This is a genomic window from Rhodococcus sp. no. 34 (genome assembly GCF_054589475.1).
Genome location: NZ_BAAILK010000049.1, coordinates 46420 through 60879, shown reverse-complemented (window position 1 = coordinate 60879; position 14460 = coordinate 46420). Strand labels below are relative to the sequence as shown.

General features: G+C 63.5%; 15 protein-coding genes. 8 read left to right on the top strand and 7 right to left on the bottom strand.

From position 1 onward, the window contains the following. Positions 1-12: 12 nt before the first annotated feature. The 3 genes from ACYP01_RS29025 to ACYP01_RS29015 all read right to left on the bottom strand — a co-directional run bounded on the left by ACYP01_RS29025 (position 13) and on the right by ACYP01_RS29015 (position 2602). Complete coding sequence (locus tag ACYP01_RS29025; RefSeq protein ID WP_058037435.1) at positions 13-786, bottom strand: ABC transporter permease; 774 nt, start codon at positions 784-786, stop codon at positions 13-15. Then, the gene (locus tag ACYP01_RS29020) at positions 783-1784 is read right to left on the bottom strand and encodes an ABC transporter ATP-binding protein (protein WP_030536929.1); all 1002 of its coding nucleotides are present in this window, start codon (positions 1782-1784) and stop codon (positions 783-785) included. The genes ACYP01_RS29025 and ACYP01_RS29020 overlap by 4 nt, the downstream gene beginning before the upstream one ends. 68 nt (positions 1785-1852) lie before the next feature. Beyond that, entirely contained in the window at positions 1853-2602 is a 750-nt protein-coding gene (locus ACYP01_RS29015) for a hypothetical protein (RefSeq protein WP_003945111.1), read from the bottom strand. 154 nt (positions 2603-2756) lie between these two features. On the opposite strand from ACYP01_RS29015, the gene ACYP01_RS29010 reads away from it, so the two are divergent. Continuing rightward, positions 2757-3167 (top strand): VOC family protein, encoded by a 411-nt coding sequence (locus ACYP01_RS29010; RefSeq protein WP_003945129.1) that lies wholly within the window; start codon positions 2757-2759, stop codon positions 3165-3167. Between the two features lie 11 nt (positions 3168-3178). Here the strand turns inward: ACYP01_RS29010 and ACYP01_RS29005 are convergent, their stop codons facing one another. Together ACYP01_RS29005 and ACYP01_RS29000 are read right to left on the bottom strand one after the other, a co-directional pair. Continuing rightward, positions 3179-4213, bottom strand: coding sequence for a glutathione S-transferase family protein (locus ACYP01_RS29005; RefSeq protein ID WP_042450363.1), 1035 nt, complete (start codon positions 4211-4213; stop codon positions 3179-3181). 23 nt (positions 4214-4236) lie between these two features. Continuing rightward, positions 4237-4926 carry a GNAT family N-acetyltransferase gene (locus ACYP01_RS29000; RefSeq protein ID WP_007736143.1) on the bottom strand — a complete coding sequence of 230 codons (690 nt, stop codon included), beginning with the start codon at positions 4924-4926 and terminating at the stop codon, positions 4237-4239. A 126-nt stretch (positions 4927-5052) separates the two neighbouring features. Here ACYP01_RS29000 and ACYP01_RS28995 point away from each other — a divergent pair, with 126 nt between their 5' ends. Both ACYP01_RS28995 and ACYP01_RS28990 read left to right on the top strand, forming a co-directional pair. After that, positions 5053-5676, top strand: a complete 624-nt coding sequence (locus ACYP01_RS28995; RefSeq protein ID WP_007736146.1) for a PadR family transcriptional regulator — start codon at positions 5053-5055, stop codon at positions 5674-5676. A gap of 2 nt (positions 5677-5678) precedes the next feature. Further along, on the top strand, positions 5679-7163 hold the full coding sequence (locus tag ACYP01_RS28990) for a DHA2 family efflux MFS transporter permease subunit (RefSeq protein WP_003945132.1): 1485 nt from the start codon (positions 5679-5681) through the stop codon (positions 7161-7163). Here the strand turns inward: ACYP01_RS28990 and ACYP01_RS28985 are convergent. Continuing rightward, positions 7123-8523, bottom strand: a complete 1401-nt coding sequence (locus ACYP01_RS28985) for an FAD-binding oxidoreductase (RefSeq protein WP_459683502.1) — start codon at positions 8521-8523, stop codon at positions 7123-7125. The two genes, ACYP01_RS28990 and ACYP01_RS28985, sit on opposite strands and share 41 nt — an antisense overlap. Here ACYP01_RS28985 and ACYP01_RS28980 point away from each other — a divergent pair. From ACYP01_RS28980 to ACYP01_RS28965, 4 genes are all read left to right on the top strand, one after another. After that, a complete protein-coding gene (locus ACYP01_RS28980; RefSeq protein ID WP_007736151.1) occupies positions 8522-9322 on the top strand; it encodes an enoyl-CoA hydratase/isomerase family protein in 801 nt (266 codons plus the stop codon). The two genes, ACYP01_RS28985 and ACYP01_RS28980, sit on opposite strands and share 2 nt — an antisense overlap. A gap of 93 nt (positions 9323-9415) precedes the next feature. Further along, complete coding sequence (locus tag ACYP01_RS28975) at positions 9416-10609, top strand: class I adenylate-forming enzyme family protein (protein ID WP_007736152.1); 1194 nt, start codon at positions 9416-9418, stop codon at positions 10607-10609. Between the two features lie 35 nt (positions 10610-10644). Further along, complete coding sequence (locus ACYP01_RS28970; protein WP_003945127.1) at positions 10645-11406, top strand: crotonase/enoyl-CoA hydratase family protein; 762 nt, start codon at positions 10645-10647, stop codon at positions 11404-11406. A 7-nt stretch (positions 11407-11413) separates the two neighbouring features. Continuing rightward, entirely contained in the window at positions 11414-12379 is a 966-nt protein-coding gene (locus tag ACYP01_RS28965) for an adenosine deaminase (protein WP_003945144.1), read from the top strand. A gap of 3 nt (positions 12380-12382) precedes the next feature. On the opposite strand, the gene ACYP01_RS28960 is transcribed toward ACYP01_RS28965, so the two are convergent. After that, positions 12383-13696 carry a D-arabinono-1,4-lactone oxidase gene (locus tag ACYP01_RS28960; protein WP_003945122.1) on the bottom strand — a complete coding sequence of 438 codons (1314 nt, stop codon included), beginning with the start codon at positions 13694-13696 and terminating at the stop codon, positions 12383-12385. 78 nt (positions 13697-13774) lie between these two features. On the opposite strand from ACYP01_RS28960, the gene ACYP01_RS28955 reads away from it, so the two are divergent. Then, a complete protein-coding gene (locus ACYP01_RS28955) occupies positions 13775-14422 on the top strand; it encodes a TetR/AcrR family transcriptional regulator (RefSeq protein WP_020908434.1) in 648 nt (215 codons plus the stop codon). Positions 14423-14460: the final 38 nt, after the last annotated feature.

The window sequence follows — 14460 nt, the reverse complement described above, 5'->3', positions numbered from 1 at the left end:
CAGACAGCCTTTTCAGGTGATGTCGCGGGTCCTGGTCCGCAGCCAACCGAGCCCGCAGAACAGAACCACCCAAGCTGCCAGCATCATCGGGCCGCTCGGCCAGGACGCAAACGCGTCGACGTCGATCGACGGGGCCGCATTGACTATCGTGCCGATCGTGGCCGACACCGGTAGCGCGGCCCCGATCCCACCGAGATCCATCGCGAGCAGCACTGCGCGGACGATCCATTCACCGAAGACGAACCACAGGATGATCGAGAGGGCACCGGCCATCGACGAACCGGTGAGCAGTGCCACCCCGGCGCCGAGCAGTGCCCACAGAGCGCACGCCAGAATGCCTGCGGCGCAGATGGCGAAGAGATCGGTGGTGAAGCTGAAGTCCCGGCCGAAGAGCAACATCGCGCCGATGCTGACTACTTCGACCGCCAATGCGTAGCCGACGGCGAATACCGCGACGACGGCAAGTTTTGCGCCGAGAACTCCGTCACGGCCGCGAGCTGTGAGGAACGTCGTGGTGAGAGTTTTGTAGCCGAATTCGGATCCGGCGGTGAGTGCTCCGAAGACAGCCGCGAACACCAGGACAAGCGTGTTGGAGACACCGAGGCTGACGCCGGTGGACACGACATCGACGTCGAAGGTGGTGTCAGCCGAATCGGCCACGACTTCGACGAACGTCCGAGTCGAGGCAGCAATCAGCACGGCCACGACGACCGGTGCGATGGCCAGTGCCCACCAGTAGCGCAGGGTGAGAACTTTGAGTGTCTCCGCGCGCACGAGCGTGGTCATCGGTGTCCTCCGGAAGGTCCGTATGCGGCAGGGCCGTAATAGCCCGGTCCGGAACCGGGACCGGGTGGGCGGTGGTATCCGACCTGGGGGACGGCATATTGCGGCGTTGTCATGGCCAGGAACAGTTGCTCGAGATCTGCGCCTTCGGTTGCGACACCGAAGATCGTGACTCCGGCGGCGGATGCCACCGGTGGCAGTACCGACGTGTCGGTGCCGCCCACGGCGAGCCGTCCGTCCTGGGTGATCTGGGCGTCGATGATTCCGCGAGCGGCCAATGCCGTGGCGAGGAGCGCTGGGTTGGAACACGAGACGAGCAGTCGACTGCGCTGCGAGCGGCGAAGTTCGTCCATGGTCCCTTGGTAGACGAGTGAGCCGGCGCTGACGATGACCACGCTGTCGACGGTCGCTTCCACTTCACGAAGCGCGTGACTCGAGATCAGAACCGTTCGGCCGGAACCGGCGAAGGTCTGCAGGAACTGACGAAGCCACGCCATGCCCTCGGGGTCGAGTCCGTTCGCGGGTTCGTCGAGCACGAGGATCTCGGGATCACCGAGCATCGCGGTGGCAAGGATCAGGCGTTGGCGCATCCCGAGCGAGAAGGTGCCGGTCTTGTGGGCTCCGACCGATCTCAGACCGACCATGTCCAGCACCTGCGCCGCGCGCTGAGTCGGCATGCCGATAGCGGCCGCGTAGATCTCGAGGTGTCCGAGGGCCGTTCGTTTCGGATGGAGACTGCCGACGTCGAGTACTGCGCCGACGGTCCGAGCCGGGTTGGGCAGCAAACGCATCGGGGTGCCGTTGATCGTGGCCGATCCCGACGTCGGTGACACCAGTCCGAGGAGCATCCGCAACGTGGTCGTCTTGCCCGAACCGTTCGGACCGAGAAACCCGGTGATCGAGCCCGCCTGAACGTCGAAGCTCAGGTCGTTGACCGCGCGCGCCGCCTTGAACGTCTTCGTCAACCCACGAATCTCGATGGGGGCAGAGAAGGATCCCATTGCGGTGTTCGTCAATGCTGCTCCCGGGTCGGCGGCGAATACGTGATGCGAGCCTACGGCCCGGACGGCTATCTGCGGATGGCCCGGCGTGTCTCCGTCTGGGGAAGCACTGCGGCATCGTCGGCAGGCATCACGATCAGGTGGTCGGTCCACCTGGCCGGTGCCGGTCCGAAGGCTTCGCGCGCATTCTTGACGACGCCCTTGCCGATTGCACGGTTGCCCGCACCGCCGATGACCGCACCGATTCCGGCCGGAACGAGCTTGCCGAGGATCAGTGCGCTGCGCTTCGCGGCGTACTTGGTCACGAATTTCCGCACGAGGGTGCTGTTCATTCCCCTCATCGTGGGTCCGGGAATCTTGCTCGTGATTGCCGTTCCCCAATTCTTGGCTGTGATTCCGGTGGCCTTCTGCACGATCTCCATACCGGATTCGCCGAGGGCGACTGCCAGGACCAGGGCACGTCGTTGCTGGTGATCCTGTACGGAGATTCCATGCACTGACGCAATTGCCAACGTCAGCAGCGCTGACGCCTCGAGGAAGAAAGCCGATTCCGCACCGACGGCAGCGATGGACGCGACCGTTCCGACGCCCGGCACGGCGGCGGTGGCGCCGACGGCACTGCCGCTTCCGGTCACGGCGAGAATGAACATCTTCTCCATCCGCTCGACGATCTGAGCAGGTGACTCGTCGGGGTGCGCCTTACGGACGTGGTTGACGTATTTGGCCACTGCGGGCGCTTGCAGGCGGCTTCCGTTGTCGAGAACGGAAACGAGGACCTTCTCGATACGCCCGCTGTCGTTGTTCGTCGACTTGCTCATTGCTGCCCCTCCACAGTTGTCCTCCTCTGAAGCGAGGTGGACCGTATCTCGAGAATAGGTGAAGTTTTCGCTGGCGGCGGTGATCACCGGGGCCATAGGCTCGTACGAGACTCGGTTTTCTTCGTGAGTTTTCCCAGGCAGGAGTTCGAGTGTTATGACCGCCACTTCGGAATCTCGTTCGACGACCATCTGGCCGACGCTGCGCTACCTCGACGCCCGTGCGGCAATCCACTTTCTGGTGAGCACCTTCGGTTTCGTGGAGAAGGCCGTCTACGGAGAGGGAGACGTGGTGGACCACGCCCAACTCGACTGGCCGGGCGGTGGCGGCATCATGTTGGGTTCGCCGCGCACCGATTCTGCGATCGCCGGCCTGCCGCCTGGAATCGGTTCGGTGTACATCGTCGTGGACGACGCGGACGCCGCCGATGCACTCCACGAACGCGCTGTCGCGGCGGGCGCCACGATCACGCAGGGATTGCGCGACGAGGACTACGGTTCGCGGGGGTTCACCTGCCGTGATCCCGAAGGTGTGTACTGGAGTTTCGGCACGTACGCAGGGGAGTAGCCCCCCGCGACCTACCTGGTGGCCCAGTGCTCTGCCGGAACCACTTCCGACGGGATGGGCGGATGAGGTGGTGTGCCGTCCCCGAACGGTCGGCCACCCAACTGTTCGCGTCCGTGCGGTTCGAGCCAGTGTGTCAATTCCGGTCCCTTGGGCACGATTCCGGAGGGATTGATCTCGGAATGCACGATGTAGTAGTGCGCTTTGATCTGTGTGAAGTCGATGGTGTCACCGAATCCGGGGGTTTGGAACAGATCGCGCGCGTAGTCCCACAGCACCGGCATCTCGCTGAGTTTGCTTCTGTTGCACTTGAAGTGGCCGTGATAGACGGGATCGAACCGCGCCAGCGTGGTGAACAGGCGCACATCGGCTTCGGTGATGGTGTCGCCCACCAGGAAACGTTGCCGGGCAAGACGTTCGGTGAGCCAGTCGAGGCGAGCGAACAGCGTGTCGTATGCCTCGTCGTACGCCTGCTGTGAACCGGCGAAACCGCAGCGGTAGACGCCGTTGTTGACGTCGCGAAAAACGTACTCGGCCACTTCGTCGATTTCGTTTCGCAATGGCTCCGGGTACAGATCCGGCGCGCCTTCGCGGTGGTACTTCTTCCATTGCGTCGAGAAGTCGAGGGTGATCTGTGGGTAGTCGTTCGTGATCACCTTGCCCGTGGCGATCTCCACCATGGCGGGCACCGTGATTCCCCTGGGGTAGTGGGGATCTCGGGCGAAGTATGCGTCCTGCAGTCGCGGGATCTTCAGTACGGGATCGACGCCGCCCGGGTCGAGATCGAAAGTCCAGCTTCGCTTGTCGTGAACCGGACCGCAGATGCCCATCGACAGTACGTCTTCGAGGCCGAGTAGGCGGCGGACGATGATGGCGCGGTTTGCCCACGGGCAGGCACGTGCCACGATCAACCGGTATCGCCCGGGTTCGACGGGGTACCCGTCGCGGCCGTCCTCGGTGATCCGGGTCGGGATGTAGTTGGTGTCGCGTTTGAATTCACGACCCTCTTCGACGAATGTCGGTTCGCTCGCGCCGTCTTCCGTACTCATCTGCGGTCCCTCTCGTTCGAGTGTCAACTGGGCAGGTGCACGTGTACCCGAGCGTATGCCCCCAGAACGTCGAATTTGGCTTTACGTGGAAGCGTCGCTCCGATCGCACTGCCGCGACTTGTGCGTAGCTGCGGGATCAATCCGGAATCGAGAGCGTCCTCCGCAGCGAGAAGCGTTACTGCGCAGCCGATTCCGTGACGGCGATGCGCTGGAGCAGTCAGGGTCGTGAGATCTGCCACGAATCCCTGAAATTCGGAGTATGCCGCGCATCCGAGCACCTCGGCGGAATCGGTGAGGGCGGTGAACCACCGCGTCCGGTTCCCGAGGTCGGCTGTGGTGCTGTCGTCGGGTGGGCACAGCGCAGCGACGGCGAGGGCATCGTCGATGTCGTGGGAAATCAGTAGTTGCTCGTCGGGTGGCGCGTCCGTGTAGTCGCCGAGGAAAGCGAGATCGACGGGGCCGGTGATTCGGCCGCCGTGATCGCCGGCGATCTCGAGCAGGCGCGCCGGTTGCAGCAGGGCGTCGACGGAGATGTCCTCGGTGCGCTCGATGAACCACTGCGGCCCGACGATCGCACCTGAGCCTGCCAGATCGAGAACGTGGATGTCGTCGCCGACGACGCGGGCCGTGTGTGCCGGCCGAAGTGCCGAGTCGCCGAGGCCCAGTTCACGTGCCCAAGCGAGTCGGATGATGTCGAGGTGATGTTCGTCCACTCGCTACAGGCTAGTCCGATTCGAACGGGTTGATCGAGATGGACAGAGGTCGTATATTCCATGTGGACTATTTCAGGTGGAATAGTCAAGAAATAGTCAATTGCGGCTTGTCAGGGAGGGGGACTCATGGGTGACGTGTCTCTGACGCCTCTGGGAATCACCGTTCTGGGCCTGCTGTCCGAGCGTTCGATGCATCCGTACGAGATGTATCAACTGGCCTCGGTTCGCCGGGGCGATCAGTTGGTGAAGATCAAGCCGGGATCGCTCTATCACACGGTTTCCCGGTTGGAGAAGCAGGAACTTCTGGCTTCGATCGGGACCGATCGTGAGGGCAACCGGCCCGAACGGACGACGTACGAGATCACCGCCCGGGGCCGTGAGGCCCTCGAGCATCAACTACGTGAGATGTTGGCGGTTCCGGTGCGGGAGTATCCGCGGTTGCCGCTCGCGCTCGCCGAAATGCACAACCTCTCCGCGTCCACCGCGTGTCAGATGCTTCGAATTCGTCTCGCGCACCTCGACAAGACGATCGCGAAATTCGAGGCCGACTACGAAGCGCTGAAGGCGGCGGAAAAACCACGAATCTTCACGGTGGGCGCGGACTACGCCCACGCACTGACCGTCGCCGAAAGAGAGTGGATCGGCGCGTTGGTGACAGACATCGAGAGCGGCGAAATGCCCTGGCTCTCACAAGAACTTCTCGACCGGCTGGCCGGCTCCGCAGGCTCGTCCGCACTACCTAAGGACTGAAGATGGAAAAGCAGGTCAATCCCTGGCACGCGCTGTGGGCGCTGTGTATCGGGTTCTTCATGATTCTGGTGGACAGCACCATCGTCGCTGTCGCCAACCCTGCGATCATGGAGGACCTCGGCACCGACATCAACAAGGTCGTCTGGGTCACCAGCGCGTACCTGCTGGCGTACGCGGTGCCGCTGCTCGTCACCGGCCGGCTCGGTGACAGGTTCGGACCGAAGAACCTGTACATGATCGGCCTCGTACTGTTCACCGGCGCTTCACTGTGGTGTGGTCTGTCCGGCAGCGTCGAGATGCTCATCGTGGCAAGGGCTTTCCAGGGGCTGGGCGCCGCAATGATGACGCCTCAGACGATGGCCGTCATCACACGCACGTTCGCGCCGAACAAGCGTGGCGCCGCAATGGGCCTGTGGGGCGCGGTTGCCGGTGTTGCGACGCTGGTCGGTCCGCTTGCCGGTGGTGTGTTGGTCGACAATCTCGGCTGGGAATGGATCTTCATCGTCAACGTCCCGGTCGGTGTCATCGCCTTCCTCCTCGCGTGGAAGCTTGTTCCGTCGTTGCCGACCAGCGAGCACAAGTTCGACATCCCCGGCGTGATTCTCAGCGCCGCAGGCATGTTCCTGCTCGTGTTCGGAATCCAGGAAGGCAGTTCGTACGACTGGAACGGATTCGTCTGGAGCCTGATCGGCGCCGGTGTGGTGTTGCTCGCGGTGTTCGTGTTCTACCAGTCGCGCAACAAGAACGAGCCCTTGCTCCCACTCGAACTCTTCAAGGACCGCAACTTCTCGCTCGCCAACGTCGCGATCACCGCGATGGGCTTCGCGATCACGTCGATGGTCCTTCCGCTGATGTTCTACACCCAGGCAGTTCGCGGACTCTCCCCGACGCAGTCGGCGCTCCTCCTCGTTCCGATGGCCGTGCTGACCGGCATTTTTGCGCCGATCATCGGCAAGCTCGTCGACAAGACGCATCCGCGCTACATTGCGGGCACCGGCTTCCTGCTGTTCGCGATCGCCCTGGGCTGGCTGGCATTGGTTATGTCTCCCGACGTCGCGATCTGGGAACTGCTCCTGCCGATCGGCCTGATCGGCTTCGCCAACGCATGCATCTGGTCACCGCTCGCGGCCACCGCCACACACAACCTGCCTCCGATGCAGGCCGGCGCCGGCGCCGGCGTCTACAACACCACCCGGCAGGTGGGTGCGGTTCTCGGCAGTGCCGCGATCGGAGCACTGATCACCGCACGATTGGCGGCTCAGGGTCTGACCGGCGGCAGTTCCGAAGCCGGAGTGGGTCACCTACCCGAGTTCGTCCGTGAACCGTTCAGCACGGCGATGTCGGAGTCGATCTGGCTGCCCGCCGGCGTGCTGCTCATCGGCTTCGTCGCTTCGGTGTGCTTCGCTCGGCCTCTGCGCGGCGACGCACACGACGACGCGATGGCCGTCAGTGCCGAAGCGCGTCGGGAAACATCACTGCACGATTGAGATAGTCGCTCGGGTCCAGGGCTCGCTTGATCGCCCACATCGTGGCTATGTCCTCCGCAGAGAGGGCCAGGTCCAGATAGTTGCGTTTGAGCGAGCCCACCCCGTGCTCGGAACTGACGTTTCCGCCGTGATCGCGAACCAGTTCGAGGACGCTGCGGTACACGGTGTCGGCGTTCGGGCAGTTCAGGACGTTGAGGTGGATGTTTCCCTCGGCGACATGTCCGAAGAGGATCGGAATTGCCTCGGGGGCACGACTCGCGATCACCGCCGCGGCGTCCTCGGCGAAGGTGGCAAGCGAGTCCAGCGGCAGCGCCGCGTCGAATTTCAGTGGGGGACCGAACAGTCCGACCACTTCGGCGAAACACTCCCGCGCCGCCCACAAACGCGTCGAGCCGGGATCGTCGACCGCCACTGCCGGGGTCTGCGGTGGGTCGATGCGTTCGAGCAGCTCGGCCAGGTCTTCCAGCGGATCGTGGGCCGCGGACACCTCGGCGAGCAGGTACCACGGTCGCCCCGTCGGCACCGCGGCGTTCAAATGGCGTGCGGCCAATTCGAGTCCACGGCCGTCCACCAACTCCAGTGCGTCGACGCCGTCGAGAGTGCGCAACGTGCGCCCCGCGTCCACGACGTCTTGCAGTCGGTCGAAACCGGTCAGCGTCGTGACCCGGTGAGTCGGTACCCGTCGTAGTTTCAGATCGACTGCCGTGACCACCCCAAGAGTTCCCTCGCTGCCCACCCACAGTGCGGGCAGGTTGTATCCGGAATTGTCGGACAACACTTTCGGTGACCGGCGCACAGGAGTTCCGTCGGGGAGTACCACCTCGAGTCCGAGCACCTGTTCGGCCATGTTCCCGTATCGAACCGTGTGCAGGCCACCGGCATTGGTGGAGACCATGCCGCCGATCGTCGCAGTGTCCCGCGAGGCTATGTCCACCCCGAATTTCAGGCGGGCGGCGGCGGCCGCCGAATGTACCTGCGCGAGTGTCGCTCCCGCACCGACGGCGATCCGACCGGCGGCAACATCGACTTCGCCGATCGCCTCGAGGCGTTCGGTGGAGAGCAGGACGTCGTCGTGCTCGGGCACCGTCCCGGCGACCAGACCGGTTCGCCCGCCCTGAATGGTGACCGGTACGCCGCGCGAGCGGCACACGTTCAGCACTGCCGAGACTTCGGCGGTATTTCCGGGTCGGACCAGAGCGCTGGCGCGCCCGCTGTAGCGCCCTGTCTGGTCGGTGGAACGGGTCGCCAACACGTCGGCGTCGTCGACGACGAACCGGTGTCCCACAACGTCCGCGAGTGCATTTCTCAGACCGTCCACCCGACGATCGTAGGCCGGTTCGATGTGGCAGTGTGGCGGCATGACTGCTCCCGAATCGCATCCCACCCGCCTCGAGCGCTTCACCACCGATGGTGGTGCCGAGGTGGCTGTCCTGACGTTCGCGCACGGACCACTCAATCTGTTCGATCAGGCCATGTTCGACGCCGTCATCGCCGATGTTGCAGCGCTGACCGAAAACCCACCGCGCGCTGTGCTTCTGCGCGCCGAGGGCAAGGTCAACTCGGCCGGCGTCGACGTCCATGTGTTCGACGGACTGAACCCGGAGCAGGGAGCGGAATTGTGGCGCGAACTGTTCGCCCAGATCTGCCATCCGCTCGAGGCGTTGCCGTGCCCGGTCATCTACGCGGCGCACGGGCTGACGCTGACTGCTGCCTTCGAGATATCCTTGGCCTGCGACATCATCCTCGCGGCGCCGAAGGCGAAGTTCGGACTGGTCGAGACAGTGGTCGGTCTGACGCCGTCCATGGGTGGACCGCAGCGTTTGGCCGAGCGCGCCGGTTCCGGACGGGCTCGGGAGTTGGTCATGACCGGCGATCTCTACGACGCCGCAACTCTGCACTCGTGGGGCGTCGTCAATGCCGTTCACGACGATGTCGATGCTGCGGCGCGTGCCCTGGCGGCCCGGTTGGCGGACGGGCCCACGCGAGCCCACGACGCCACCAAGCAGATCGTGGCGGCCTGGCGTTCCGGCGGGATCGCCCACGCGGATTCGGTGACTCCCGGGGTGTCCGGTGCGCTGTTCGCCACCGATGACCTACGCGGCGCTGTCCGCAGTTTCCTCGAGGTCGGACCGGGCAAAGCGGTCTACTCCGGAAAGTAAGTTTGCGACGATTATCGCCAGAGACCTCCACGAACTGTGATCCACGTCATATAGTCGAATGGCCGGTGGGTTGTCAGTGACGTGGAGGTATCGATGCGGTCGACGCTTGTGGAATACCCGTGTTCGACTCAGCTCCTCGCCGACGCCCGTGTCACCCGTGCGGGTGACGGGGTGCTTCGGTACAGCCAACTCGACCCGTCGCTGTCCGAACTCCTCGATATCGCCGTTCATCGATTCTCCTCACGCATCGCGGTGGAGGAGGTCGACGGCGAGCAGGTCACCTTCGCGGAGTTGTGGGCCGAGGCGTCGCGGGTCGCAGGCGGGCTGAAGTCGCGAGGCGTCGAGATCGGTGACCGTGTGGCCATTCGCGTCGCCGCCGGGGTGAGGTGGATGGAGGCGTGCCTCGGCGTCATTCTCGCCGGCGGTGTTCCAGTCTCCGTGGGTGTTCATCTGAGCGACGACGCGGCGGACTTCGTCATCGCGGACAGTGGCTCGGTGTTGGTGCTCGACGGGGAACTCCCACACGGTGTTCCGTTCATCGACGACGGTGCCGCCCCGGAGGAGATGGCGATCCTCGCGTACACCGCCGATTCTTCGGGCGAAATGCTGGGCGTCGAGTTGAGCAACGAGAACGTGCTCTCCGCCATCGTCGGCATTCTGCACTCGCGCGATTACGGCGTCGAAGGTGTGCGCAATCTGTTGGTGGACAATGACTTCAAGTCGGTGCGGCAGTTCGTGCACGTGCTCGCGACGTTGGTGGTCGGTGGAACGGTGGTCCTCGCCGGCGACTTCTGGCGTGAGAGTGTGCATACCGTCGACATCGTGACCGGGCGGCCCGAGGACCTGCTCGAGCCTCGGTTGCTCACCCTCGGGCCGGCGGCGCGTGCCGGTTCGAGGTCGGTGCAGTGGATCGATTGCAGCGGGTCGCCGATCACGGTCGAACAGGAAGCCAAGCTGCTGACCCTGTTCCCGGCTGCTCGTCATGTGATCGGGTGGGGCAAAACCGAGACCTGTGGGGCTGGTCTCATTCTGCCAACCGAGTCGGCACCTACCCACCTCGGAAGCGTCGGAATCGCTTTCGGTGGAATGGAAGTGGCGTTGTACGGCCCGGATGCTCCAGGTGGTTTCGGTGAGTTGCTGTGCCGTGGACCGAGTGTCACGCGTCGGTATTGGAACTCGCCGCAAGCGACCTCGACGAGGTTCACCCAGGGGTGGTTCTGCACTCACGACACCGCGCAGATCGACCCCGATGGCTTCGTCCGTATTGTCGAACGCAACGTCGCGTAATCACGCGAGCGTGGTCGACAAACGAGAGGGACATCATGGCGGACGAGGTTCTCACCGAGCGGCGCGGGCGGACACTGATCATCACCATCAACCGGCCCGAGGCGCGTAACGCCATCAACTCGGCGGTCAGTCACGCATTGGCCGCTGCGGTCGAAGAGCTCGATGCGGACGACGATCTGTCCTTGGCGGTGCTGACAGGAGCCGGCGGAAACTTCTGTGCCGGTATGGATCTGAAGGCATTCGTGGCCGGCGAGAACGTACTCGTGCCGGGACGCGGTCTCGGATTCACGGAAGGGCCGCCGCGTAAGCCGATCATTTCGGCGGTCGAGGGCTTCGCGTTGGCAGGCGGCACGGAACTCGTGCTTGCCACCGACCTGGTGGTCGCGTCGTCCGAAGCGAAGTTCGGTATCCCGGAGGTCAAGCGAGGGCTGGTCGCAGGTGGAGGCGGATTGTTGCGCCTGCCCAAGCGGATTCCGTACCAGAAGGCATTGGAACTGGCCCTGACCGGTGACAGTTTCACGGCCGAGGAGGCCTACCGCTACGGCTTCGTGAACACGTTGACCGAGCCGGGTAAGGCGCTCGAAGGCGCGCTGGAGCTGGCTGATCGCATCACCCGCAACGGACCGCTCGCGGTTGCGGTCACCAAGGAGATCATCGTCAAGGCCGGCGGTTGGTCCGACGACGAAGCTTTCGCGAAGCAGTTGCAGGTCATGGCGCCGGTGTTCGCGTCCGAAGATGCACGCGAGGGCGCGACGGCGTTCGCCGAGAAGCGCGCCCCGGTCTGGAAGGGGCGGTAATACCGACATGGCTACACCTGTCGCAGAGCTGCACATGCACATCGAGGGTTCTCTGGAACCCGAACAGATTTACCGACTTGCCGAGCGCAATCGAATGGACTTGCCGTACAAGGACATCGACGATCTGAAGTCGAGGTACGAGTTCACCGATCTGCAGTCGTTCCTCGATCTCTACTTCGCCAACATGGCCGTCCTGCGCACCGCGGAGGATTTTGCCGACCTGACGCGAGCGTACTTCCGCCGCGCGGCTGCCGCCGGCGTCGCGCATGCCGAGTTCTTCTTCAATCCACAGGCGCACGTGGTCCGTGGTGTTCCGCTGACCGAGGTCCTGGACGGGATCATGGATGCGGTGGCATCGAGTGAGCGCGAGTTCGGGCTCAGCAGCGCGGCGATCGCCGCCATCCTCCGAGATCAGCCCGTCAAGGACGCCGAGGAGATCTTCTCCGAGATAATTCGCCTGCAGGCTCCGATCGTCGGGCTCGGACTCGACTCCGCGGAGGTCGGCAACCCGCCGTCACTGTTCGAGGACGTGTTCGCCCGCGCGCGCGCCGAGGGTTTGCACGTTGTGGCTCACGCCGGTGAAGAGGGACCGCCCGAGTACATCTGGCAGGCGCTCGACATTCTCGGCGCCGAGCGGATCGACCACGGAGTCCGGGCACTCGAGGATCCTGCCCTGATCGAGCGTCTGGTCGACGAGGAGATTCCACTGACGGTCTGCCCGTTGTCGAACGTTCGTCTGCGGGTGTTCGATTCGCTGTCGGATCATCCGCTTCGATCGATGCTCGAGATGGGTTTGATCGTCACGGTCAACTCCGACGACCCGGCCTACTTCGGGGGATATGTCGACGACAATTTCACCGAACTGGGCCGAGCCCTGGGTCTGACGGAGGCCGAGCGAGACACCCTCGCCCGGAACTCGATCAAAGCCTCGTTTGCGAGCGATGCGCGAAAAGCGGAACTGCTGCGGCACTGACCGTCAGTCGCCGAGCACCTGACGCAAGTACTCGTTGTCGAACACACGATTCGCGTCGTACTTGTCTCGAACGGCGACAAAGTCGTCGAGTCGGTCGTACGTAGGACGCAGGTCGTCGACGGTCCGGTTGTGCATTTTTCCCCAATGCGGCCGGCCGTCGACGGCGCGCGCGATGGCTTCCACCGCGGCGAAGTATTCGGTTTCGGGTCGGCGGTGGTACTGGTGTACCGCGATGTATGCGGTGTCGCGTCCGTGAGCAGTGGAGAGCCAGAGGTCGTCGGCGGCAGCGAAACGTACTTCGACGGGGAAAGCTACGTTGGTTCCGGACTTCTTCATCCAGCGATCGATTTCGTGAAGTGTCTCGGTGACGTGTTCGCGGGGAATCGCGTACTCCATCTCCTTGAACTTCACGCGGCGCGAAGACGCGAATACCCGGTAGCTGCGATCGGTGAACTCGCGGGCGCCGAGCAATCGGGACGACACGTTGTTGATTCTCGGGATCGCGGCCGGTGCCAGGGTGGCAACGCGGTTGACACCTTCGAAGAGTGTGTTCGAGAGGAGTTCGTCGTCGACGAACGCGCGGACCTTGCCCACCGGATCGGGTTCGGTATCTCCGGGGAGTCGCGTATTGCTCTTCGTCAGGACACGATCGGTGTGCGGGAACCAGTAGAACTCGAAGTGATCCAGGCCCAGGCGATCGCCCTCGAGGGTGTCCAGTATGTGAGACAGCGTGTCGGGTTCCTCGATTGCGCGAAGTGTGAATCGCGGAACGCAGGCGAGAGTGATCTTCGAAATGATGCCGATTGCGCCCAATCCGAGGCGGCCCGCTTCGAACAACTCGACGTTTTCGTCGGCGCTTGCGGAAACGACGGATCCGTCGGCGAGAACGACTTCGATTCCGCGAATCTGTGTGGCGATACCGCCGAATCGTGCGCCGGTGCCGTGCGTGCCGGTGGACGTCGCGCCGGCCAGTGACTGGACGTCGATGTCACCGAGATTTGCCATCGCATATCCGCGTTGCCACAAGGCGTCGTTGAGAGCATGAAGGCGAGTGCCTGCAAAAACAGTGACCAGCGCACCGTCGTCGGTCGGTGTGATCGAGTCGATTCCGCTCAAGTTGTCCAGGCTGACGAGGACACCGTCAGTGACCGCGACACCGGTGAACGAGTGGCCGGCGCCGACGGCCTTCACGCGTTGGCCACGCGAGGCGGCCTCGGCGACCAACGACGAAAGTTCACGGGTATTTGTCGGCGTCGCAAAGCGACGCGGCGCGGCGCTTTGAGTGCCCGCCCAGTTCTGCCAAGTGTCCGAAGCCATTACGCAATAATGTACTTGGACGGTCGTCCAGGCAAGTATTGCGCGAAGATTTTGTCATTTGCGTTCTACGATCATTGGATGCTGAACAGGCTCCCGGCGGACGAACGCCGCACACAATTGGTCGAGTCCGCCTTGTCTATTGCGGAACAGCGCGGTGTCAGTTCTGTGACGGTAAGGGCGGTGGCAGAGGAGGCCGGGGTATCGCTCGGCGTCGTTCATTACTGCTTCGAGAGCAAGGAAGCGCTGATCGCGGCAATGGGTGAAACGCTCATTCTGCAGCTCAGTGCGTCGATGCAGTATGCGTTCGCGCAGGTCCGCCATGCGCCGGATCTCAGTGGCGTGCAGGGGCTCAGGGAATTGCTGCACATCGGCCTGACCGGAATGTGGCCGACCATCGAGGCAACCCCGGATCGCCAGTTGTTGACCTACGAAATTACCGCGCAGGCACTGCGTAGTCGCAATCTCGGAGCCGAACGTGCTGGGGCGGTTGCATTTGAGCAGTACCGAATAATGGATGAGCTCGCGGTGTCGTTTCTCGAAGAGTGCGCCAAGATATCGGGCACGGTGTGGACGGAGCCGTTGAGTTCGATTGCGCGACTGAGTCTTGCAATGATCGACGGCCTTGTTCTGCGATGGCTGGTCGATCGTGACTCCGACGCGACTATTGCCGAGTTCGGAGAAATGGTTCAGGTAATCGCCAACAAAGCCGTGGTCGCGCCTCAGTAGAGCTGCCATCCTGGACATACGTCCAGGATTGGTGATTG